Annotated in this window: 23 protein-coding genes, 1 tRNA gene, 3 pseudogenes and 1 riboswitch; of the genes and pseudogenes, 14 read left to right on the top strand and 13 right to left on the bottom strand. The window is 64.2% G+C overall.

Annotated features, from left to right (window positions below; translation table 11 throughout):
* Window positions 1-9: 9 nt before the first annotated feature.
* Together G9Q80_RS17770 and G9Q80_RS17765 are read left to right on the top strand one after the other, a co-directional pair.
* Entirely contained in the window at window positions 10-552 is a 543-nt protein-coding gene (locus G9Q80_RS17770; protein ID WP_088714808.1) for a biotin transporter BioY, read from the top strand.
* The gene (locus tag G9Q80_RS17765) at window positions 549-1229 is read left to right on the top strand and encodes a nitroreductase (protein ID WP_043141228.1); all 681 of its coding nucleotides are present in this window, start codon (window positions 549-551) and stop codon (window positions 1227-1229) included. The genes G9Q80_RS17770 and G9Q80_RS17765 overlap by 4 nt, the downstream gene beginning before the upstream one ends.
* Here the strand turns inward: G9Q80_RS17765 and G9Q80_RS17760 are convergent.
* A complete protein-coding gene (locus G9Q80_RS17760) occupies window positions 1222-2325 on the bottom strand; it encodes a thiolase family protein (RefSeq protein WP_088714807.1) in 1104 nt (367 codons plus the stop codon). The two genes, G9Q80_RS17765 and G9Q80_RS17760, sit on opposite strands and share 8 nt — an antisense overlap.
* Window positions 2322-3509, bottom strand: a complete 1188-nt coding sequence (locus G9Q80_RS17755) for an AMP-binding protein (protein ID WP_168246507.1) — start codon at window positions 3507-3509, stop codon at window positions 2322-2324. Before G9Q80_RS17755 ends, G9Q80_RS17760 begins: the two co-directional genes overlap by 4 nt.
* A 193-nt stretch (window positions 3510-3702) precedes the next feature.
* A riboswitch (TPP riboswitch) is annotated at window positions 3703-3806 on the top strand.
* A 44-nt stretch (window positions 3807-3850) separates the two neighbouring features.
* Between G9Q80_RS17755 and thiD the strand changes: the two are divergent.
* The 6 genes and pseudogenes from thiD to G9Q80_RS17725 all read left to right on the top strand — a co-directional run bounded on the left by thiD (window position 3851) and on the right by G9Q80_RS17725 (window position 8010).
* Window positions 3851-4539, top strand: a pseudogene (gene thiD, locus G9Q80_RS17750) (bifunctional hydroxymethylpyrimidine kinase/phosphomethylpyrimidine kinase).
* The gene (locus G9Q80_RS17745; RefSeq protein WP_088714838.1) at window positions 4539-5513 is read left to right on the top strand and encodes an FAD-dependent oxidoreductase; all 975 of its coding nucleotides are present in this window, start codon (window positions 4539-4541) and stop codon (window positions 5511-5513) included. Before thiD ends, G9Q80_RS17745 begins: the two are co-directional and overlap by 1 nt.
* Window positions 5497-5691, top strand: a complete 195-nt coding sequence (gene thiS, locus G9Q80_RS17740) for a sulfur carrier protein ThiS (protein WP_043141224.1) — start codon at window positions 5497-5499, stop codon at window positions 5689-5691. Before G9Q80_RS17745 ends, thiS begins: the two co-directional genes overlap by 17 nt.
* Before the next feature lie 2 nt (window positions 5692-5693).
* Window positions 5694-6464 (top strand): thiazole synthase, encoded by a 771-nt coding sequence (locus G9Q80_RS17735; RefSeq protein ID WP_088714805.1) that lies wholly within the window; start codon window positions 5694-5696, stop codon window positions 6462-6464.
* The gene (locus G9Q80_RS17730) at window positions 6461-7057 is read left to right on the top strand and encodes a thiamine phosphate synthase (RefSeq protein ID WP_088714804.1); all 597 of its coding nucleotides are present in this window, start codon (window positions 6461-6463) and stop codon (window positions 7055-7057) included. Before G9Q80_RS17735 ends, G9Q80_RS17730 begins: the two co-directional genes overlap by 4 nt.
* The gene (locus tag G9Q80_RS17725; protein ID WP_088714803.1) at window positions 7054-8010 is read left to right on the top strand and encodes a HesA/MoeB/ThiF family protein; all 957 of its coding nucleotides are present in this window, start codon (window positions 7054-7056) and stop codon (window positions 8008-8010) included. Before G9Q80_RS17730 ends, G9Q80_RS17725 begins: the two co-directional genes overlap by 4 nt.
* A 7-nt stretch (window positions 8011-8017) precedes the next feature.
* Here the strand turns inward: G9Q80_RS17725 and G9Q80_RS17720 are convergent.
* The 4 genes and pseudogenes from G9Q80_RS17720 to G9Q80_RS17705 form a co-directional block, all read right to left on the bottom strand.
* A pseudogene (locus G9Q80_RS17720) lies at window positions 8018-8116 on the bottom strand (ATP-binding protein); the annotation flags it as partial.
* A gap of 129 nt (window positions 8117-8245) precedes the next feature.
* Window positions 8246-8885: pseudogene (locus tag G9Q80_RS17715) on the bottom strand (IS21 family transposase); the annotation flags it as partial.
* Between the two features lie 271 nt (window positions 8886-9156).
* Window positions 9157-9233 (bottom strand) — tRNA-Arg (locus tag G9Q80_RS17710).
* 43 nt (window positions 9234-9276) lie between these two features.
* On the bottom strand, window positions 9277-9786 hold the full coding sequence (locus G9Q80_RS17705) for a GNAT family N-acetyltransferase (protein ID WP_232788183.1): 510 nt from the start codon (window positions 9784-9786) through the stop codon (window positions 9277-9279).
* A 253-nt stretch (window positions 9787-10039) separates the two neighbouring features.
* On the opposite strand from G9Q80_RS17705, the gene G9Q80_RS28585 reads away from it, so the two are divergent.
* Entirely contained in the window at window positions 10040-11440 is a 1401-nt protein-coding gene (locus G9Q80_RS28585; protein ID WP_269799299.1) for a chemotaxis protein CheW, read from the top strand.
* A gap of 27 nt (window positions 11441-11467) precedes the next feature.
* On the opposite strand, the gene G9Q80_RS17695 is transcribed toward G9Q80_RS28585, so the two are convergent.
* Entirely contained in the window at window positions 11468-12385 is a 918-nt protein-coding gene (locus G9Q80_RS17695) for an MYG1 family protein (protein WP_088714801.1), read from the bottom strand.
* Between the two features lie 146 nt (window positions 12386-12531).
* Window positions 12532-12843 (bottom strand): ETC complex I subunit, encoded by a 312-nt coding sequence (locus tag G9Q80_RS17690; protein WP_043141209.1) that lies wholly within the window; start codon window positions 12841-12843, stop codon window positions 12532-12534.
* 45 nt (window positions 12844-12888) lie between these two features.
* On the opposite strand from G9Q80_RS17690, the gene G9Q80_RS17685 reads away from it, so the two are divergent.
* Window positions 12889-13173, top strand: coding sequence for a hypothetical protein (locus G9Q80_RS17685; protein ID WP_133066384.1), 285 nt, complete (start codon window positions 12889-12891; stop codon window positions 13171-13173).
* Window positions 13174-13192: 19 nt separating this feature from the next.
* On the opposite strand, the gene G9Q80_RS17680 is transcribed toward G9Q80_RS17685, so the two are convergent.
* Window positions 13193-13642, bottom strand: coding sequence for a hypothetical protein (locus G9Q80_RS17680; protein ID WP_069208208.1), 450 nt, complete (start codon window positions 13640-13642; stop codon window positions 13193-13195).
* Between the two features lie 356 nt (window positions 13643-13998).
* Between G9Q80_RS17680 and uvrB the strand changes: the two genes are divergently transcribed.
* On the top strand, window positions 13999-16200 hold the full coding sequence (gene uvrB, locus G9Q80_RS17675) for an excinuclease ABC subunit UvrB (RefSeq protein ID WP_043141205.1): 2202 nt from the start codon (window positions 13999-14001) through the stop codon (window positions 16198-16200).
* A gap of 4 nt (window positions 16201-16204) precedes the next feature.
* The gene (locus tag G9Q80_RS17670; RefSeq protein WP_088714800.1) at window positions 16205-16996 is read left to right on the top strand and encodes an endonuclease NucS domain-containing protein; all 792 of its coding nucleotides are present in this window, start codon (window positions 16205-16207) and stop codon (window positions 16994-16996) included.
* A 170-nt stretch (window positions 16997-17166) separates the two neighbouring features.
* Here G9Q80_RS17670 and G9Q80_RS17665 read toward each other — a convergent pair whose 3' ends face one another.
* On the bottom strand, window positions 17167-17373 hold the full coding sequence (locus G9Q80_RS17665) for a cold-shock protein (RefSeq protein ID WP_043141202.1): 207 nt from the start codon (window positions 17371-17373) through the stop codon (window positions 17167-17169).
* Between the two features lie 250 nt (window positions 17374-17623).
* Here G9Q80_RS17665 and G9Q80_RS17660 point away from each other — a divergent pair, with 250 nt between their 5' ends.
* On the top strand, window positions 17624-18007 hold the full coding sequence (locus G9Q80_RS17660; protein ID WP_069208210.1) for a VOC family protein: 384 nt from the start codon (window positions 17624-17626) through the stop codon (window positions 18005-18007).
* Window positions 18008-18013: 6 nt separating this feature from the next.
* Here the strand turns inward: G9Q80_RS17660 and G9Q80_RS17655 are convergent, their stop codons facing one another.
* Together G9Q80_RS17655 and G9Q80_RS17650 are read right to left on the bottom strand one after the other, a co-directional pair.
* A complete protein-coding gene (locus tag G9Q80_RS17655; protein ID WP_088714799.1) occupies window positions 18014-18613 on the bottom strand; it encodes a rhodanese-like domain-containing protein in 600 nt (199 codons plus the stop codon).
* A 60-nt stretch (window positions 18614-18673) separates the two neighbouring features.
* Window positions 18674-18928 (bottom strand): TFIIB-type zinc ribbon-containing protein, encoded by a 255-nt coding sequence (locus G9Q80_RS17650; protein WP_088714798.1) that lies wholly within the window; start codon window positions 18926-18928, stop codon window positions 18674-18676.
* Window positions 18929-19179: 251 nt separating this feature from the next.
* On the opposite strand from G9Q80_RS17650, the gene G9Q80_RS17645 reads away from it, so the two are divergent.
* Window positions 19180-19698 (top strand): hypothetical protein, encoded by a 519-nt coding sequence (locus G9Q80_RS17645; RefSeq protein ID WP_043141191.1) that lies wholly within the window; start codon window positions 19180-19182, stop codon window positions 19696-19698.
* 64 nt (window positions 19699-19762) lie between these two features.
* On the opposite strand, the gene trxC is transcribed toward G9Q80_RS17645, so the two are convergent.
* A complete protein-coding gene (gene trxC / locus G9Q80_RS17640; protein WP_069208213.1) occupies window positions 19763-20188 on the bottom strand; it encodes a thioredoxin TrxC in 426 nt (141 codons plus the stop codon).
* Window positions 20189-20300: the final 112 nt, after the last annotated feature.

Below are 20300 nucleotides of genomic sequence, written 5' to 3'. Positions count from 1 at the left end.
GGAAACCAAATGGAACGCAATCTTGCCCTGATCGCCCTTTTTGCCGCGCTGATCGCCGCATTGGGCATGGTCCCGAAATTCACGCTGGCCTTCGGCGTGCCGATCACAGCCCAAAGCATGGGCGTGATGCTTTGCGGCACCGTGTTGGGGGCCCGCCGCGGCGCGCTGGCGGTTCTGCTGTTCCTGGCACTGGTGGCGCTTGGTCTGCCGCTGCTGGCCGGTGGACGCGGGGGCCTCGGCGCCTTTGCGACGCCCTCGGTCGGCTTTCTGATCGGCTTTCCCGTGGCCGCCTTCGTTACCGGCCTGATCGTCGAGCGCTGGCGCGCCAGTCTTGCGGCGGTCGCCGCCGTGGCGTCGATCGTGGGCGGTGTCTTCGTCCTGTACGCGTTCGGTGTGGTCGGCATGTCTGTGATGCTCGACAAGTCGATCCCGCAAGCGGCGCTTCTGGTCACCGCCTTCATTCCGGGTGACGTCATCAAGGCAATCCTGGCCGGGTTGATCACCGCCGGTCTGGCCAAGTCGCGCCCGTCGAGCGTGCTGTCTCGCGGATGACAGGCGCAGGGGGGCAGCACCTGCTGTCGGGGCGGCGCTCGGTCCGGGGCTTCCTGCCCGATCCGGTGCCGCGTCAGGATGTCGAGCGCATCCTGACCGTCGCCCGGACCGCCCCCAGCGGGGCCAACCTGCAGCCAGGCCGGTTTCATGCGCTGACCGGCGGACCGCTTGCGGATCTCTCGCAGGCGTTGGTGGCGGCCGCGGAAAGCGGTCGCCCGCCGGTAGCCGAATATTCCTACTTTCCGCAACCGATGCCGCCGGACCTCAAGGCGAAACAACGGGCGGCGGGCTATGCGCTTTACTCCGCCCTGGGGATCGGACGGCGGGACATCGCCGCGCGCAAGGCGCAGTTCAACGAAAACTACCGCTTCTTTTCCGCCCCTGTCGGGATTGTCGTGACCATCCGTCCGGACATGGGCAAGGGCTGTTTCATGGACCTTGGCATGTCCATGATGGCATTGATGATCGCGGCCTCTGACCTGGGCTATGCCACTTGCGGCATCGGGGCCTTGGCCAATCATGCGGATATCGCCCATGCCCAGCTTGGCCTGGGCGAGGACGAGATGGTCGTTTGCGGCATGGCGCTGGGACGCGCGGACCCGGAGGCGCCGGTAAACGGCGTGCGGACAGAGCGTGACGCGCTGTCTGTCTTTGCGACGCTGCGCGGTTTCAGCTGACCGACATCAGGACCGCCGTGCCCAGGCCGCCCGCTGCCGCGATTGTGGCCAGCCCGGTGCCGCCCCGCTGCCGGAGTTCATGGAAAAGCCGCACCGCATTGATCGCGCCCGAGGCCCCCACCGGATGCCCGCGCGCCAGCCCGCCACCGCCGGGGTTCACGTTGCTCGGGTCCAGCCCGGAGCCATTGACGCAGGCGATGGCCTGCACGGCGTAGGCCTCCATCACCTCGGCCACGGAAAGCGCCCCGGCGTCGATGCCTGCCCGGTCCAGAACCTTGCGGATCGCCGCAACCGGGGCAAGGCCGGGACGGTCCACGCGCCCGCCCAGCGTCACGCCCCCGCGATAGGCAAACCCGGTATCGGGTAACTCGGCGGCGGCCCTCTCGGACACCAGCAGGCAGAATGCCGCGCCATCCGCCGCCACGGCGGCATTGGCAGCTGTGATCGTGCCGCACAGGCGCGGCGCACGGGCGGCCAACCGGGGCGTCAGGGCGCGTGTGAAGGCATCCGCGTGCAACCCGCCAAGAGGGACGACCTCAGGCGTCATGTCGGCGGCCAAGGCCTTGCGGTGGCTGTCGATAGCCCAGGCATCCTGCGCCGCGCGGGAAATGCCCAGTTCGGCAGACAGCGCCTCGGCGGCATCGTCCATCTCCGGATCGCGCTCTGGCCAGGGCGTGAAGGGAGGACGGTCATAGGCCAGAGGCGGACCGCCCTCCGGGTCGGTCCGCAGGCGCAGGGGCCGTCTGGAATAGGATTCCACGCCGCCCGCCGCCACGACCTCCGCCTGCCCCGAGGCGATCAGCGCGGCGCCAATCACCAGCGCGTCAAGCCCGCCGCAACATTGCCGGTCCAGCGTCAGCCCCGCCACCTGGTCCGGCAGGCCCGCGGCCAGCGCCACCATGCGGGCCGGGTTGCCCCCGGCCCCGAGCGCGTTGCCCAAGATCACTTCATCGACCTGACATGCCTCCAGCCCCGCCGCCGCGATCACCCGGCGCAGCACCGGCGCGCCCAGTTCGTGGATCTGGAGCCCTGACAGCGCCCCGCCGCGCGGCGCCACCGGAGTGCGCAGGGCAGAGACGATACGGACACCGCTCATGCCTGACGCTCCAGCGCCTGGGCGATCTTCGCAAGGTCAGGTTTGCCGGAAAGCGTCAGAGGGAAATCGGCAATCGCCTGCACACGACGGGGTGCGGCGAGTGGACCGAAGACCGCACGACACCGGCCCAACAGCGCATCGCAAAGCTCTGCCTCTACCGGCCCGTCGATGACCGCGACAAGATGCGTGCCGCGGCGTGGGTCAGACCGGGGAACCACTGCACAATGTGTCACCGCCGGATCGCTTAGCAGAAAGGCCTCGATATCCTCGGGAAAGACGTTCTGGTCGGCGATGGTGACCATCCGGTTGCGGCGCCCGGCGACAGTCAGATGGCCCTCCTTGTCGAGCTGCCCCAATTCACCGACCGTGACGAAACCATCCCTTTCGCGTGTTTCTGCGCTGTCACCTTCGGCATAGCCATCAAAAAGGTAAGGGCTGCGCACCCAGATCTCGCCTATGGCCCCCTCCTTGGCGTCGATCCTTATCTCGACACCCGGGTAGGCTCGGCCAACGCTGCCCTCCGGGCCACTGCCATCGCCCCAAGCGATGAAACTGGTCTCGGCGGCGCCATAGAACTCACGCAGGACTGCCTTGGGACACAATGCGGCGATCCGCAGCCGCAATTCGGGCGTCAGCCGCCCGCCACCACAAAGCACATGGCGCAGGCTCGGCAGCACGGCCCCTGTTTCGCACAGAAGGCGCAACTGGGTTGGCGTGGCGTAGAGGATTGTCGCCTGTGCCGCCTTCACGCCCTGCGCCTGTTGGCGCGGCCTCAGACCAGCGAAGGAATGCAGGTCGGCGCCAAGATGCGCCCCTTCGACCAGGGCATAGAGCGCAAGGGAATGGGCCGGGACCCCCAGGACGGCGTAGCGATCCTCGCTGCCAAGGCTCAGGTGGTTGCGGTTGACCTCGAAACTGGCAATCCAGGAGGCATGGCTGCGCCGGATGGTCTTCGCCGCTCCGGTCGTTCCGCCAGAGCGGCTGTGGAAATACCCCGCGCGTTCTTTGGAAAGGCGGCTGACCCCGCCTGGTCCAACAGAAAACGCGCGCCCGGTGCGGATGGCTGCGCGCAGGGCAACAAGATCCTGCGCCCCGGCCCTGTCCGAACCCTCGCCCTCTCCGACCTGCTGCCCATGCACATGCAAACGGGCCTCCGGTGGCCAGCGAAACAGCGCAGTGCTCATGGTTCCGGACCCGGTCGCAGCAGTGCCGTGGCCTATTTCCGTCATGGAACATCCTCGTCAAGGTCATGGAGTGGTAGCCCACCACGGCCCTCGACGAAACAGGCAGATAACACCCCGCGTTTTCGTCAGACGCGAACAGGGCACGCCGGACTCTTCCCGTGTTTGACTTGGCGTGGCGGGGTTGTTACCCAAAGTCTTACCGTTGGGGTGCCTCCAAGAGGCTGAGAAGCGTGAATGCGCTAACCCATCGAACCTGATCCGGGCAATACCGGCGTAGGGAACGGTCTAATGTCTACAGACGTTTTCCATGCGCGGTGCCCTTTTGTCTGAAGGAGCAGCCGTTGGCGCATATCGCATTGACCATCGCCGGATCCGACAGTGGCGGAGGCGCGGGCATACAGGTCGATCTCAAGTCCATGTCGGCGCTTGGCGTCTACGGCGCCAGTGCCATCACCGCGGTCACCGCCCAGAACACCCGTGCCGTCACCGCGGTTCATTCAATACCGCTCGACGTGATCGAGGCGCAGATCGAGGCGGTGCTGTCGAATCTGGACGTCCGGGCGATGCCCAGTTGGCGCCCGATGCGGTGGGCGCATTGCGGCAGAAGTTGATGCCGCACGCCACCGCCCTCACCCCCGGCCTGCCCGAGGCGGCGGCGCTGCTGGACGGCCCGGTGGCGCGCTCACGCGGGGAGATGACCGAACAAGGCAAGGCGCTCTACGCCATGGGCGCGCAGGCCGATCTGATGAAGGGCGGTCACGCCGAAGGCGATGAGTGCGAATACGCCCTGATCGCGGACGGCGAGGTGCTGACGACATTCACCGCACCCCGCCACAGGACGCGCAACACCTACGGCACCGGCTGCACGCTTTCGTCGGCCATTGCCACCGGGCTTGCGCTTGGGCTGCCGCTCGAACTGGCGGCCGAAACGGCGCACAGCTTCGTGCAACAGGCGATTGCGGCAGCGGACTGGCTGCAGGTCGGCTCCGGGCATGGCTCACTGCTCCATTTTCACGCGGTCTGGGAATGATGCCGGTGTTCTCGGTCATCGGCGCCGGTGTGGCGGGGCTTTCCGTTGCCAGCGAACTGGCCGCGCGCGGTGCCGATGTGCAGGTCTTTGATCCTGCCGGGCCGCCCGGGCCGCACCACTGTTCCTGGTGGGCGGGGGGCATGTTGGCGCCCTGGTGCGAATATGAAAACGCCGAAGAGCCAGTGCTGAGGCTGGGCCAACAGGCGATTGTCTGGTGGCAACAACGCACCACTGTCCAGCAACGCGGCACGCTGGTCGTGGCGGGGCGGCGTGACTTGCCCGACCTGCGCCGCTTTGCCCGACGCACCGAAGGGTTCCGAGAGGTCGGGTCCGACTTCGCGGAACTGGAACCGGACCTGCCCGGCGTTGCGCAGGGGCTATTCTTTGAAGGCGAGGCGCATCTGGATCCGCGCCGGGCGTTGAGTGATCTTTACACCAGCCTGAAAGGGCAGAAGGTCAGGTTCGTTCAGGACAAGGCGCCGGCGGCGCTGGACAACGTGATTGATTGCCGGGGCCTCGCCGCGCGCGACGCCCTGCCCGACCTGCGCGGCGTCAGGGGCGAGATGCTGGTGATCCGCTGCCCCGAGGTGACATTGACCCGCCCGGTCCGCCTGCTGCATCCACGCATCCCGCTATATATCGTGCCGCGCGGCGGTGGCGTCTACATGCTGGGCGCCACCATGATCGAAAGCGAGGATCGCCGCCGGATCACGGCACGGTCGATGCTGGAACTGCTCAGCGCGGCCTACGCGCTGAACCCAGCTTTCGGCGAGGCCGAGGTGCTCGAAACCGGCGTCGACCTGCGACCGGCCTTTCCGGACAACCTGCCCCGCATCCGGCGGCTCGGCGGCAGAATTTATGCCAACGGCCTCTACCGCCACGGCTACCTGCTTGCGCCCGAACTGGCGCGCGGGGTGGCCGATCTTGCCCTGCACAACACCCATTCGGAGTTTTTCGATGAAGATCGTGATTAACGGCGAGTCTTGCGAAGTCGTCGCCGGGACACTTGCCGACCTGCTGGAAGAACGCGCCCTTGCCGGGCGGGTGGCGACGGCGGTGAACGAAACATTCGTGCCCGCGGCACAGCGCCCGGCCTGCAAACTGCAAGAGGGCGACCGGGTCGAAATCCTCGCGCCGATGCAGGGGGGATGACGATGAAACGCTTTTACGGCACCGATCTGCCCAACCCGCTGATGCTGGGCACCGCGCAATATCCCAGCCCGGCCATCCTGGAACAGGCTTTCCGGGCCAGCGGCGCGGCGGTGGCGACGGTTTCGCTGCGCCGCGAGGGCGCCGGGGGTGCGGGTGACACCTTCTGGAAGATGATCGAGGATCTGGGCGTGCTGGTCCTGCCCAACACGGCGGGCTGCCACACGGTCAAGGAGGCTGTCACCACCGCGCATATGGCGCGCGAGGTCTTTGGCACGCGCTGGATCAAGCTGGAGTTGATTGGCCACACGGACAGCCTGCAACCCGACGTGTTCCAGCTTGTCGAGGCGGCGAGGATCCTCACCGGGGACGGTTTCCAGGTCTTTCCCTACACCACCGAGGATCTGATCGTCGCCGAACGCCTGTTGACGGCGGGCTGCGAGGTGCTGATGCCCTGGGGCGCGCCGATCGGTTCAGGGCGCGGGCTGAACAATCCCTACGCGCTACGCGCCATGCGCGCGGAATTTCCCGATGTGCCGCTGGTGGTCGATGCAGGCATCGGCCTGCCCAGTCACGCCGCGCAGGCGATGGAACTGGGTTTTGACGCGGTGCTGCTGAACACCGCCGTCGCACGGGCGGGCGATCCCGTGCTCATGGCGCGCGCGATGATGGGCGCGGTCGAGGCGGGCCGCCTCGCCTACGGCGCCGATCCGATCGACGCCCGCGACATGGCCGAAGCCTCGACCCCGGTGATCGGAAAGGCCTTTCTGGCATGACCCTCGACCGTTTTTACCCGATCTTCGACCATTCCGACTGGCTGCGGCGGATGCTGCCGCTGGGGGTCCGGTTGGTGCAACTGCGTATCAAGGACCAGCCGCGAGACGCCGTTCGCGCGCAGATCGAGGTCTCGCGCGAACTCTGTCGCAAACATGGCGCGGTGCTGGTCGTCAACGACCACTGGCAAGAGGCCATCGCGCTGGGCTGTGACTGGGTGCACCTGGGGCAGGAGGACCTGGACAGCGCGGACCTGGCGGCGATCCGCAAGGCCGGGCTGAAACTGGGTGTTTCGACACATGACGATGACGAGTTGGAGCGCGTGATGGGCATGGCCCCGGACTACGTGGCGCTTGGCCCTGTCTATCCCACGATCCTGAAAAAGATGAAGTGGCATCAGCAGGGCCTGCCCCGCGTCACCGACTGGAAGGCCCGCATCGGGGCGACGCCGCTTGTCGCCATCGGCGGCATGTCGGTCGAGCGCGCGGGCGGCGTGTTCGAGGCAGGGGCGGATATCGTCTCTGCCGTCACCGACATCACGTTGAACGCCGATCCCGAAGCGCGGGTGCGGCAGTGGATCGGGGCCACGCGATGAGCCGCTACGCCCGCCAGACCATCCTGCCAGAGGTCGGTGATGTCGGCCAACGACGCTTTGGTGCGGCCCGGGTGCTTGTCATCGGCGCCGGAGGGCTGGGCGCGCCCGTCCTGCCGCTGCTGGCCGGGGCCGGTGTGGGACGGATCACCATCGTCGACGGCGACATCGTCAGCCTCTCCAACCTGCACCGTCAGACCCTGTTCACCGAGGCCGATTGCGACCGTCCCAAGGCGCAGGTGGCCGCCGAGCGCTGCCGCGCGATCAATCCCGGCATCACCATCGAGGCCCTGCCAATTCGGCTGACCCCCGCCAATGCGCCTGCGTTGGTCGGTGAGGCCGAGCTCGTGCTCGATTGCGCGGACAGCTACGCGGTCAGCTACCTGCTGAGCGATCTTTGCCTGGCCGCCGGACTGCCCTTGATCAGCGCCTCGGCGCTCGGGTTTGGCGGCTATGTCGGGGGTTTCTGCGGGGACGCGCCCTCCTTGCGGGCCCTGTTTCCCGAAGCGCCCGACAGCGGTGCAAGCTGCGCAACCGCCGGGGTGCTGGGCCCCGTGGTCGGCGCCATTGGCGCGATACAGGCGCAGTTGGCACTGAACGTTTTGCTGGGCCTGTCGCCTTCGCCACTTGGGCTGATGGTGACCTATGACGGCCTTGGCCTGCGCTCATCAAGTTTTCGTTTTGACGGTACGGCAGAACCGGCGGGCGGTTTTCGTTTCGTCGCCGCCTCACAGCTGAGCGCCACAGATCACATCCTCGACCTGCGTGCTGATGGCCCGCTTTTACACCCTCAGGCGATGCGCGGTGCCGCCGCCGACATCATCACACAACCGCCCCGCCCTGCCACCCGCCTTGCGCTGTGCTGTGCCACCGGCCTGCGGGCCTGGCGCGCGGCGGAACAGATTTCCCTAACATGGCCCGGCGAGATCGTTCTCGTCGCGGCCTCCGCCTCGTGAAACATTGGAGGACCAGCACCTGCATCTTGTTGAGCTTCGGGATCGCCTTGAAGTCGAAGCTGTCCACGCTCTTCTTGGCGGGAAACTTTGCCGCCTTGATCCGGCGATTTCAGGCCCTGTCTCGGCCGACGAAGATCGTGTCCACCGCGGTCTTCGCGTCCGTCGCCGGTGAGCTCGAACCAATGGTGCCGCACCGGCAACTCCTTGGACAAATGGCGGACAATTCCCGCTGTCTTAGATGCCTCGCGCGCAGACGCCGCCAAAGAAGGCAAAGGCCTTGTCGTGTGCGTCAAACACCATCCCCGGCCCGGCAGGGCATTCCGCAGGGATGTCCCGAGTGGGTCCTGAGTCTCGCGCGGGTAGGCCCGCACGAAGAGCATCCGGCGGTGACAGAGGCGGACGTGCACCACCTTCACCATGATCGTTGCGCCATCGATCACCACGATCTGTTCGTCGGGGAATCGCGCCACTGGCGCCTTTCCTGATCCTCCTTACCTCCAGTCGAACTGGTAGGCTTCCCCCGGATCGAAGCTCGGCGGCACCCAGGCCGCGGCAGATGCCATATCTTCCACCTGGACCAGGTTGCCGCGTATCACCGGACCGCATCATAGCCACAATCATATCCTCGGGCCCGGAGTTTCTCGAAGATGCGGATGCGGGTCAATCGCTCGCGCTTGGGCTTCCGCGCATTCACCGCCAACATCTCGTCGAGCAAGTCTTTCCAGGGCCCGATCGTCGCCAACGGCTGAATGGTCCGCTCATAGGTGAGCTCCGTCGCACCGGACCGGATCACCTTGCGCACCGTGTTCCGCGATACCCGCAGCTCACGGCAGATCTGCTTGATCGACTTCTTGTCCTGAAAACGCCCGCCGCATCTTCGCTATCGTCTCCACGACCAACCTCCCACACAAAACTACCCGATGACCTCGGAGGCATCATCCACATCAGTGTAAGGGAGGGTCATTCTTGGATGCCGATTACCCCGCTACGGGGGCGAAATTGCACGCTGGCTCACAAAGACATCAAGTCCGCGAACTTGAAAAAGGCGCAAATTGGATCGGAACAAAGGCGAAACACGGAAACCGCGCCGATCCTGGCGATAAACTGACCCAAAGGTGAGGCAAAGTCAGATGGTTGCAAAATCTATGGCGATCCCTGAAGGACTCGAACCCTCAACCTGCTGATTAGAAGTCAGCTGCTCTATCCAGTTGAGCTAAGGGACCGCTGCGCCCGGTTTTGCAGACTTTCCCCGGGCAGGGCAAGCATTCACAACGCCCGGCACATGAAAACGCTCAAAGGGTCCAGCCGATAGTCGCCGAACGGCGGGCACGGCGCAAAGCCCTGCGACTGGTACAGCGCGCGCGCCGCATCGAACGCGGGCTCTGTCCCGGTTTCGAGACAGGCGCCCCCTGCGCCCGCCGCACGGGCCATGTCCAGCATCCCTGACAGCAGAACATGACCCAGTCCGCGCCCGCGCGCGGCTGCGGCCACATGCATGCTCTTGAGCTCCACGACCGGGCCGCGGCCTGCCAGGGACATGGGTGCCGCACCTTCGGCCACCGTCTTGAGCGCGCCGACCGCCAGGATGGCCCCATCCTCCTCGGACAGGGCAAAGACCCTGGCGCCCTCGGCTTGCAAGGCCTCACCCGTCATCACATGACAGCTTTCCTCGGGGCTTTGCGCGCGCATCAGCGCATGATGCGCCGCCAGGAGCGCCTCGACCTGCGGAGAGACGCCGGCAACCTCGGCGAGTTTCGGGGACGTCGGACTGGACAAGGGAACCTCGGGCTGTGTCGGGACAATCGGGACCGGCGGGTATGAAAAGACACCTGAACACGGTTTCGCCGCAGCCTAGGCGCAGGCGCCGCAAAGCGAAAGCCCTTCGAGACGGTGGGGCCTCTCAGGCTTAATCGCCCGTTAGGTCTTTGCCGAATAAGCTGACCGAAACAGGATCGGATATCGCCACCGTGTCGCTTGATGCCGCCCACGCCCTGACCGAAGATCACGACCTTGCTGCCGACAGCGGGACATTTACGGGCTTGTCGATGTCGGCGGTCGGTACCTGGCCATCGACGCCCTGAATATCCGCGAAACCGTACCTTTTCCCGACAGCATCAGCCCTCTTGCCGTCAACCTTCCCGGCCTTCTGGGGGCGATGATCCTGCGCGACGACACCATGCCACTGGTCGTTTGCGCCGCCCTCCTGGGCTTGTCGACAGAGGTGCCATTGTCGGAACGGGTGGTGATCATCGTGATCGACGCCGACCGCAAGTGCCTGTTGGGCCTCGTGGTGAATGCGCTACAGGGCATGATTTCACAGGACCGCTCCCGGCGCGCGGAAATGGGCATCGTCGGTCATGGACCCATGCTGGCCGGGGCGCAAAGCTTTGTCCGTGACGGGGCCGTTGTCAGCATCCTCGATCCCCCGCTTCTGTTCGACCAGCCCAGCCTGGCCTTCGCCGTTCAACAGGATCGCTCCTGTGCCCCGCTGGAGACGGGGGCCAGCGGGCAATCGGGCTACCTGCTCTGTGGCTATCAGGACTTTGGCCTGGCCTTTCCGCTGAGCGACATTCACGCGACCATCCCGATGATTCCGCTGCAGGACAGCCCGCTGGCGCATGGCCCCTGCGACGGGGTGATCCACCATCACGGGACCGAAATTCCGATCCTCGACAGCCTGCAACTCTTTGGTCTCGGCGGCAACTTCTCACGTCCGGAAAGCTCTGCGGCTGTCGCCCTGCGCGCGCCCGGCGGCGGCCTTGTCGCGTTCGAGATCGACCGTTTTTTCGACATCGTGCACACTCGGACAGAGGACCTGCTTGATGTGCCCCGGGTCATCTCGGGACGCAGCGACCTGTTTTCGGGAATACACATGGACGAGACTGGCAAGCACTACCTCGTCATCGACAGCCCACGCCTCCCGCGTGAGGAGGTCGTCGTGCAATTGTCCAGCACGACGGTCAACGACACGCCGGACACCCCGGATGACGCCGCCCCCGGATACGGCGGGCCGGTTGCACCCTACCTGCTATGCCGCTCGGCGGGGAACCAGATCGGCTGTCACCTGACCGACATCGTCGAGATCCTGCGCCTTCCCGGCGATCTCTTGCGCGGAGAGGCGCGCCATGACGGCTACCTGGGAACGCTCAGCCATCGCGCCCAGCTCATCCCGGTCTTTTCCATCGCCAGCCTGCTGGGAACGACGACGAGGATCGAGGAAGGCAATGCCTGCGTCCTGCTCTTTCGCGAGGGGCGGCAATTGTTCGGCGCCGTGGTCGACGCTCTTGAAGAGGTGGCGCGCTGCCAGCCCTTCGGCCCGCCAGAGGAAAAGATGCTGCGCCGCCCCGAAACGGGCGCCTTTGTCCCGCTCTTCGATCTGCAAACGGAAATAGCAATCACCGCGCTGGACACGGGGATCGCGCTGCCCTGAGCCGCCGCGCCCGGGCCCAATAGCGTCTCAGGATACCTCTGCCACCGCGCGTTCCGCCATGCACAAGACAGCCTCGCGCGTGGACGCCACGGCAATGAACCGAGCGTTGTGGCAGAACCGGGCGCCCGCAACGCCACAAGCCGCTTCCAGAGCCGCGTCGGTCAGACCGGCCCAGGCCTCGGGCAGGTCGGCACGGCTTTCGAAGGTGTCCCCGCTTTTTCGGATCGTGGTCAGCGCCCAGTCATTGTCGCGCGGATGGATGACGAACAAGAGATGATCCGCGCCGGATTTCTCGATTGCCGCGCGAAAGGGCATGCCCATCGGCAGCTCGAGGATGCGAGAAGTCCCCGCGCTTTCGATGGCGGCGAGGACGATGGCCTGGGCACGCCGCTTGGCGGCCTTGCCTCGGACCGCCGCCTCGACAAAGGTCCGCGCCACATCGAGCGCCCGGAGAAAGGCCCGATCATCCAGGTCCGGACCACGCTCATCAAAGGTAGGCTTCAGGGTTTCCAGCAGGACGGGCAAAGTCATCCCCGCCAGCGGCCCCGCCACCGAAGGTTCCAGCGCACCGTTGTCCATCAGGTCGATCGGCAGGACAAAGCCCTGGTCGAACGCGCGGTGAAGGGTCTCGACATCGGCCTCCGGCACTTCGAGTGCCCGCAGGTAGTCATGACCGAAATGATTCCAGATCAGCCCGAAAGAGCTATAGGGCTGACCGTCCTCGCGCAGCGGATTCGGCCTCTGGTGGTGGTCGAAGATGCCTTTGGCCGGATCATAGGCGCGGCCCACATCGTAAACGATCCTGTCCGCCCCCGGTGAGATCCATTCTGGATCACGTGACCGGATCAACTTGGCCGCCGGAAAGAGCCGGGTCAGAACGACCGAAGACAAAAGCTCATCCGCGTGGAACCCGCCGGAATGGGTGACAAGATGCGTGATGCTCAATTCCACGACCTCCGGTCGGGTGGGAAACGAAAGGGGCGACCGTTCGGGCCGCCCGCTGTATCGTCACATCGCCATTTCGGACCAGTGTTCCCCGAGGTTCGCAGCATGCGGTATTTCACGTCCCCACGCGCGCCCGGTAAGCCGCTTCAATGGGTCCAGGCAGATCGCCGGTCGACGGCGAAATTCTCGGCGTAACCACGCGGACGGATGTTGGGTTTGCGCTTCTTCGGTTCGAACACCTGGGCGTCGATGCCGTGTTCGCGGGCATAGGCCACCGCCGCGTCCTTACTGTCAAAGCGCAGGCGCACCTGGGACTGCGTATCCTGGGACGAGGTCCAGCCCATCAGCGGATCGACGGACCGGGGAGAGTCCGGTGCAAAGTCAAGAACCCAGGTCCGGGTCTTGGCCTGGCCCGAGGACATGGCCGTCTTGGCCGGCTGATAAATGCGTGCCCGCATGGCGCACCTCCTGTCGTTCGACATCTTTCTGCGTGATATGCGGTGATGACACAAGGTCTGCAAGCGCGCCCTTTGTCACATTTTTCCGGGATGGGACAAGCAGGCAATGACCTGGACAGGGACGCGGGGAGCGAGGGGTGGATGGGTGCGGACCCGACCGAACCAAAAGCTCTGCTTGCCATACGAAAAGGTACATTTCGACTGCCCGTTAACGCAATGCTGATCTTTGACCATTGGGCACCGAGAACGGCCCGCAAGGACGGCGCAGCGGGGCAAGCCGTTGAAACCATTGCGGCCTTGCCGTCGCTGACACCCTTGAAATTTCCGTGATCCCGGCGCCTCACAGGCGTCAGGACAGCAGCCAGTCGACGAGTTCCTCGAGATCGTAGGACACCATCAGGTTGTCCTGATCCTCGAAATTATAGCCACTGGCGGTGCCTTGGAACATCCGGAGGGTTCCGAAACCGGTCTCGCTGTCCACCAGATAACCCCGGCGAACACCGGACCTCTCGGGGAAGCGGGGCATGATGAAGGCGTGGGACCGGAATTCCGATCCCGAGTAATGCGAGAAATCATGCCCCCGGAAATCCCAGAGCGTGGGCAGGCCTGGACCGAAGCGCGGATCCTCGACAAGGCAGTTCATGGCCTCGGCCACCTCGTCGCGGTTCATGTAGCCGGTCGGTTGCCCGCGCAAGAGCCTCCGGCCATCGCCGAACCGCCAGACCATCAGGATCACCGATCCTTCGGCCCCGGCGACCTCGACGGTGGCCTCTGTCCTGCAGTCGGGCAACCCACCCATATCCGGTTCCCTTTTTCACGCACCCGGCCCCTCGGAGGTGGCCCGCCCTTCCATCTGAGAATAGACAACTCTCCCAAGGGTTGAAAGAACTTCCCTCCGACCCGGCGCGCCTTACCCCGCGTCCGCTGGACTTGTTGCAGCCGGCACGTGGATTCGCAAGAGACTGGAACGGCTTGATTTTCCGAAACGCCGCACCTTTGATCGGCATCCTAGGCGCATCCCGCGCCGCCTGTTTGCGCCATCGTGGCACCCGCCCTGTCACGGGCAAAGCGGACCGTGACACCGATCCTGTTCCGGTCCTCCCCTTGCCGCCCCCTGCCCGGCACGACATATTCCGCAGGGAACGGAGCCTCCCCATGCATAACAATTCCCCCGAACAGATGCCCGCGCTGCTGCATGCGCCCGCCCCCGATGTCCGCGAGCGAGAAAAGCTCGAAGGGGGCAAGCGTTTCGTCATGCAGACCGAGTTCGCCCCGGCCGGCGACCAGCCCACCGCGATTGCCGAGCTTTCTGGTGGCGTAAATGCCGGTGAGCGTGACCAGGTCCTGCTGGGCGCCACCGGCACGGGCAAGACCTTCACGATGGCCAAGGTCATCGAGGAAACCCAGCGACCCGCGATCATCCTTGCCCCGAACAAGACGTTGGCCGCGCAATTGTACGGCGAATTCAAGGGGTTCTTTCCCGACAACGCGGTGGAATACTTCGTCAGCTACTACGACTACTACCAGCCAGAGGCCTACGTCCCGCGCAGCGACACCTATATCGAGAAGGAATCGCAGATCAACGAACAGATCGACCGGATGCGCCACTCGGCCACCCGGGCGCTGCTGGAACGGGATGACGTGATCATCGTGGCCTCGGTCTCTTGTATCTACGGTATCGGTTCGGTCGAAACCTATGGCGCCATGACGCAGGACCTGCATTCGGGCCGCGAATACGAGATGCGCAAGGTCATGGCCGACCTTGTCGCCCAGCAATACCGCCGCAACGACCAGGCCTTCCAGCGCGGCTCTTTCCGCGTGCGAGGCGATTCCCTCGAAATCTGGCCAGCGCACCTTGAGGATCGGGCGTGGAAGCTGTCCTTTTTCGGGGAAGAGCTGGAAAACATAACCGAGTTCGACCCGCTGACAGGCACGAAGACGGATACCTTCGACCGCATCCGCATCTACGCCAACAGCCACTACGTCACGCCGCGCCCGACGATGAATCAGGCCATCATCGGCATCAAGAAAGAGCTGCGCCAGCGGCTCGATCAACTTGTCGGCGAGGGCAAGCTGCTGGAGGCGCAGCGGCTGGAACAGCGCACCAATTTCGACCTGGAAATGCTGGAGGCGACCGGCGTCTGCAACGGGATCGAGAACTACTCGCGCTACCTGACGGGCCGCGCGCCGGGGGAGCCGCCGCCCACGCTGTTCGAATTCATCCCCGACAATGCCATCGTCTTCGCCGACGAATCCCACGTCTCCGTCCCCCAGATCGGCGGCATGTACCGGGGCGACTACCGGCGCAAGTTCACGCTGGCCGAACACGGTTTCCGCCTGCCCTCCTGCATGGACAACCGCCCGCTGAAGTTCGAGGAATGGGACGCCATGCGGCCGCAATCGGTCTTTGTCTCGGCCACGCCCGCAGCATGGGAGATGGAGCAGACTGGCGGCGTCTTCACTGAACAGGTCATCCGCCCCACCGGCCTGCTCGACCCGCAGGTCGAGATCCGGCCCGTCGAGATGCAGGTGGACGACTTGCTGGACGAGGTGCGCCGCGTCACTGCCGCAGGCTACCGCACGCTGGCCACCACTCTGACCAAGCGCATGGCCGAGGACCTGACCGAATACATGCATGAACAGGGCATCAAGGTCCGCTACATGCACTCGGACATCGACACGATCGAACGGATCGAGATCCTGCGGGACCTGCGTCTTGGCGCCTTCGACGTGCTGGTGGGCATCAACCTGCTGCGCGAGGGGCTGGACATTCCCGAATGCGGGCTGGTCGCGATCCTCGATGCGGACAAGGAGGGCTTCCTGCGTTCCGAAACCTCGCTGATCCAGACCATCGGGCGCGCGGCCCGGAACGCCGATGGCCGCGTCATCATGTACGCCGACCGCATCACCGGCAGCATGGAACGCGCCCTGGCCGAGACCAACCGCCGCCGCGAGAAACAGATCGCCTACAATGAGGAACACGGGATCACCCCCGCGACGGTCAAGAAGAACGTCGAGGACATTCTGGCCGGTCTCTACCAAGGCGACGTGGACATGAACCGCGTGACCGCCACCATCGACCCGGCCCGTCAGGGCGCCAACCTGCAAGCGGTGCTGGACGGTCTGCGCACCGACATGCGCAAGGCCGCCGAGAACCTGGAGTTCGAGGAAGCCGCCCGCCTGCGGGACGAGATCAAGCGGCTGGAGGCGGTCGATCTGGCCGTCCACGACGACCCGCTTGCGCGTCAGCAGGCGGTGGAAAAGGCGTCAGAGGCGGCGGTGAAGAGCAAGGGGCGGTCGACGGCGGGGAAGCCGGGACAGCGTGGGGGGAATGTGAAGAGAAGGCGGAAGGGATAAGGGTATGCCAGTTTACGATCGCCCTGCAAAAGAACTAATGCGCGAGTGGGCCGCAGGCTGCCTAAAAAAAGGTGAGCAATTCTCAAAAATTGATGCGGTGAAATGGTTCGACAAAAACTATCCAAAAATAAAACCAGGCACCGTAGAGATGCATGTCGAGGTCATGTCCACAAATAATGGCCGCATCAGGAAGCATCATAAATCTGTCTACGCGGGGTCAGGTCATGACCTCTTTTTTAAACTTGGCCCCAACCGCTTCAGATTGGCAGACCCCACTAAAGACCCTGAGCCAATATACGACATCCAACAGGCGAGGGAAGAGCAGGAAGAAAAATCTCTTCATCCACAGGACGAAGAAACAATTGTTGAACAACTTGACGATCAGACCCTCGATGCAGCATCGCAATTCGCCTATGAGCGAGATTTACAGAATTTTCTCGTAAAGGATCTTGAACGCCTCGAAACTGGATTGCGACTCTACCGCGAAGAAGACGATGATGGTCTTGTCGGCGTAGAATTCGTGGTAGGCCGGCGTCGAATAGACATTCTTGGTGTAGATGCCGAGGATAGACTCGTAGTGATAGAGCTCAAAGTCGGCAACACATATGACCGCGTTGCAGGACAGTTGGCGCGCTATATGGGGTGGATCAAGGAAAACTTCCGCCCCGAAAAGGAGGTTCGCGGTATCATTGTGGCCAACAAGATATCGGACGACCTCAGACTCGCTTGTTCTATGATAGAGAACGTCAACTTGGTTGAATATGAGATCAATTTCAACGTTCGGAGAATAAAATAGAAAACACAAAAGGAAAACCAACTAACAAGCAGCCTCCCCTAGCCTGGATCAAGGGCCTATGGCCCGTCGGGCGCCAAGCTTAGGGTCGAGCTTTGCCCCAACCACCCCCACAAACAAAAAAACGCGGCCCCGACCGGGACCGCGTCACATCATACCAAAGCCGATTGGCTTCAGACGAGTTCCAGGTTCACTGCGCTCTCGCGGCCGTCACGGCCGGATTCGAGGTCGTAGGTCACTTTCTGGTTGTCGGCGAGGCCGGTCAGGCCCGAACGCTCGACTGCAGAGATGTGCACGAACACGTCCTTGCCGCCTGCATCCGGCTGAATGAAGCCGAAGCCTTTGGTGGAGTTGAACCATTTCACGGTGCCATTGGCCATCCGTCTATTCCTTGTATTTATGCCGCTCGCAGCATGCAGCGGCTCGGCGAAGGCGCGTCTTGATCGAGTGACTGCGTGCCGGTGAAGGAAGACAGGTATCGAAGAGAAGGACTTAGCAAAGTCTCAATCGCAGATCTCGGACGCTCTGGCAAGGATTTCGTGACGAACCGGCGGGGCTTCGCCTCTTTCCCGATCAGGCAAGCCATGCCATGTTGGCGCTATCAGACCGGAACCAGGCCGGAGCCAGACAATGCCCCTCACCGCCTTCGATCACGTCAATGTCCGTACTGCGAACCTCGATGCCATGATCCGCTGGTACGGAGAGGTTCTGGACCTTCATCCCGGTCCCCGCCCGCCGTTCACGGTCGGCGGGGCCTGGCTCTACCTGGGCGACAGGCCCTATGTTCACCTGGTGGACATCCCCGGCCAGCGTGAAGCGGTCCGCGACAACACACTGGAACATTTCGCCTTTCGCGCCACCGGCATGGCGGGCTTCCTGGCCCGCCTGGACGAGTGGGGCGTTCCCTACAGCCTCGACGAGGTGCCGGAATTCCCCATCGTCCAGGTCAATTTCCGCGACCCGGACGGCAACCACATCCATGTCGATTTCGACAAGGCCGAGCTGCCGACCTAGGTTGGCTCAGATCTCACCACCCGCCACGGTCAGCCCCAGCATCCGCCAGCCCTGCATCCCCCAGCGGTAATAGCTGATCTTGTCGGCGGGATAGCCTGCCTCGATCATGCGGCGGATGGCGGTGGGGGATTGTCCGCACCAGGGGCCGTTGCAGAACAGGACCACCTGGCGCACCGACTCCGGCTCGCAGACGAATCCCTCGAAGTCGATCTCGCAGCCGAGCTCGCCGAGGCGGTCCACCATCTCGGTGTAGGGGATCGAGACCGAGCCGGGGATTGTGCCTGTTTCCCAGTCGGGACGCACGCGGCTGTCGATCACCATGACGTCCGGGTCCTGCAGCGCGGCCAGCAACTCCAGCTCGCCCACGGTGGTGACACCCTCGGCAGGCGAAACGGGCTGGATGCAGAAACTGGGACAGGGGCGGGCGATGCGGGCGAAATCGCCCTCGATCACCGCGTCCGGGTCCTGCACGCGGGAAATCGTGACCTCGCCGCCAGAGGGTGTCGGCACGGTGACAGAGGACATCCCGCGCGAGATCGCGACCTCATCGGCGCCGGCCGGCACGGCCAGGGCCAAGGCGAATACGGACGATACCAGGTGTTTCATGAACTCCTCCCGAGGCAACCATTGGAACCACGCAGAGCCTAGCGCCCGCCACGGGGGCCGTCAGTCGAAATCGAACAACTCATCGAGAAAGCCCCGGCGTTTCTTCTTGCGATAACGCCCGTCGTCCTCGTGGCGCGCGGGCTCGGCGCGCCGAGCCTGTTGTGGCGGCGGGGTCATCTGTTCGGCGCTCCGGTCGATGATCTTGTCCAGCTCTCCACGGTCCAGCCAGACACCCCGGCACTTGGGGCAATAGTCGATCTCGACCCCGGCGCGATCCGTGATGATCAGCTCGTTTCCGTCGATCGGGCATTTCATGGGCGCTCTCCTCTGCTGCAGGTTCATATCCAGATAGGGGCCCCCCGGCAGGATTTCACCGGGACGATCCTGCGGATTTCCCGACCTGACGATGCCGGGATGAGACGATATCCAGTAAAGACAACCGCCGCCGCACGGATCGCGGCCACGCCTGGGCGCCATTGGCCCCACCGCAACACTCGACCGGAAACGTTCCGGTTACGGGAAAACCGCGCTATGATGCAGGCTATCGCATAAGACAGGGATTTTTCATGGCACGCTTCGGATTGATCTTGGCCTTTCTCCTACCCTTCCTGCCCGCCGCCGTCGCGGCGCAGGATTACGACACGCGCACCCTGATGCAGCACCGGCAATGGCAGGTCGACGTGACCTACAGCCAGAGCAGCGACAGCTACTGGTGCACCGCCGGGGTCGAAAACGGCAGCACGCAGAAATTCAACCTGGTCGCCTACCAGAACGAGGCTTTCGCTCTCTTCATCTTCGACCCGCGCTGGAATCTCGAGGCGCGCCCGGTGAGTTTTGTCGTCGATGTCGACCGGAACCGCTGGAACATGGACGGTAGCGGTGAGGGAACGGGCATCGCGCTGAGCATGACCGACGCCGAGAAGGCGGCCAAGTTCCTTGTTCAGCTCAAGCGCGGAAATTCTGTCTACGTCTACAACGATAAACAGCAGCGACAGGCAACCTTCTCGCTCAGCGGATCGTCGCGTGCCATCGACGCGCTGTTTGAATGCTGGGACACGATCGTCGGATCGCAGGATCCGTTCTGACCGATTGGGCAAGACACCCGAATAACAGGCGCCTCCCAACGGGAAAGCGCCTGTCAATTTGTCCTCAGCCGCGCACCCAGCCGACGATCTGACCGGCAGGCATGGCGCCGGACTGGCGCTTGCGCTCGCGGCCCCCGGCAAAGCTCACCATCGTCGGGATTCCCCGGATGCCATGTTGGGAACCGGCCTGCGGGAAATCCTCCGTGTTCAGCTTGACCAGCCGCGCCTCGCCGTTCAGGGCTGTGGCCGCCTTGCCGAATTCCGGGGCCATCATCCGGCATGGGCCGCACCAGGGGGCCCAGAAATCCACCACCAGCGGCACCTCGTCGGTGCGGGCGGCCTTGGCCAGGGTCGCGGCATCCACCTCGACCGCCTTGCCCGGCATGAGCGCGGCACCACAGGTCCCACATTTCGGCCCGGCGCCCAGTTTTTCGGCCGGAACGCGGTTCACCTGGCCACAGTCCAGACAGGTCAGTTTCTTGCCCGCCATCGGAGATCCTCCATTTCACATTCGTATTTTTATATGCGATCAGGCATTGCCCGCATCAAGCGTCCTGATGCAAAAATCCGCACCCGAAGGAAGAGAGAGGATTAGAGGGTCG

The sequence above is a fragment of the Mameliella sp. LZ-28 genome (assembly GCF_012274245.1).
In the GTDB taxonomy this organism is placed as follows: domain Bacteria; phylum Pseudomonadota; class Alphaproteobacteria; order Rhodobacterales; family Rhodobacteraceae; genus Antarctobacter; species Antarctobacter albus.
Note: the sequence above shows the minus strand (reverse complement) of the source record. Positions and strands in the feature narration are given on the sequence as shown.

What these genes read in the sequence shown, in the direction of transcription:
- G9Q80_RS17770 (WP_088714808.1), top strand. Translation starts at nt 10, where the DNA reads ATGGAACGCAATCTTGCCCTGATCGCCCTTTTTGCCGCGCTGATCGCC.
- G9Q80_RS17765 (WP_043141228.1), top strand. Translation starts at nt 549, where the DNA reads ATGACAGGCGCAGGGGGGCAGCACCTGCTGTCGGGGCGGCGCTCGGTC.
- G9Q80_RS17760 (WP_088714807.1), bottom strand. Translation starts at nt 2,325, where the DNA reads ATGAGCGGTGTCCGTATCGTCTCTGCCCTGCGCACTCCGGTGGCGCCG.
- G9Q80_RS17755 (WP_168246507.1), bottom strand. Translation starts at nt 3,509, where the DNA reads ATGAGCACTGCGCTGTTTCGCTGGCCACCGGAGGCCCGTTTGCATGTG.
- G9Q80_RS17745 (WP_088714838.1), top strand. Translation starts at nt 4,539, where the DNA reads ATGCCGGTGTTCTCGGTCATCGGCGCCGGTGTGGCGGGGCTTTCCGTT.
- thiS (WP_043141224.1), top strand. Translation starts at nt 5,497, where the DNA reads ATGAAGATCGTGATTAACGGCGAGTCTTGCGAAGTCGTCGCCGGGACA.
- G9Q80_RS17735 (WP_088714805.1), top strand. Translation starts at nt 5,694, where the DNA reads ATGAAACGCTTTTACGGCACCGATCTGCCCAACCCGCTGATGCTGGGC.
- G9Q80_RS17730 (WP_088714804.1), top strand. Translation starts at nt 6,461, where the DNA reads ATGACCCTCGACCGTTTTTACCCGATCTTCGACCATTCCGACTGGCTG.
- G9Q80_RS17725 (WP_088714803.1), top strand. Translation starts at nt 7,054, where the DNA reads ATGAGCCGCTACGCCCGCCAGACCATCCTGCCAGAGGTCGGTGATGTC.
- G9Q80_RS17690 (WP_043141209.1), bottom strand. Translation starts at nt 12,843, where the DNA reads ATGCGGGCACGCATTTATCAGCCGGCCAAGACGGCCATGTCCTCGGGC.
- G9Q80_RS17685 (WP_133066384.1), top strand. Translation starts at nt 12,889, where the DNA reads ATGACACAAGGTCTGCAAGCGCGCCCTTTGTCACATTTTTCCGGGATG.
- G9Q80_RS17680 (WP_069208208.1), bottom strand. Translation starts at nt 13,642, where the DNA reads ATGGGTGGGTTGCCCGACTGCAGGACAGAGGCCACCGTCGAGGTCGCC.
- uvrB (WP_043141205.1), top strand. Translation starts at nt 13,999, where the DNA reads ATGCATAACAATTCCCCCGAACAGATGCCCGCGCTGCTGCATGCGCCC.
- G9Q80_RS17670 (WP_088714800.1), top strand. Translation starts at nt 16,205, where the DNA reads ATGCCAGTTTACGATCGCCCTGCAAAAGAACTAATGCGCGAGTGGGCC.
- G9Q80_RS17665 (WP_043141202.1), bottom strand. Translation starts at nt 17,373, where the DNA reads ATGGCCAATGGCACCGTGAAATGGTTCAACTCCACCAAAGGCTTCGGC.
- G9Q80_RS17660 (WP_069208210.1), top strand. Translation starts at nt 17,624, where the DNA reads ATGCCCCTCACCGCCTTCGATCACGTCAATGTCCGTACTGCGAACCTC.
- G9Q80_RS17655 (WP_088714799.1), bottom strand. Translation starts at nt 18,613, where the DNA reads ATGAAACACCTGGTATCGTCCGTATTCGCCTTGGCCCTGGCCGTGCCG.
- G9Q80_RS17650 (WP_088714798.1), bottom strand. Translation starts at nt 18,928, where the DNA reads ATGAAATGCCCGATCGACGGAAACGAGCTGATCATCACGGATCGCGCC.
- G9Q80_RS17645 (WP_043141191.1), top strand. Translation starts at nt 19,180, where the DNA reads ATGGCACGCTTCGGATTGATCTTGGCCTTTCTCCTACCCTTCCTGCCC.
- trxC (WP_069208213.1), bottom strand. Translation starts at nt 20,188, where the DNA reads ATGGCGGGCAAGAAACTGACCTGTCTGGACTGTGGCCAGGTGAACCGC.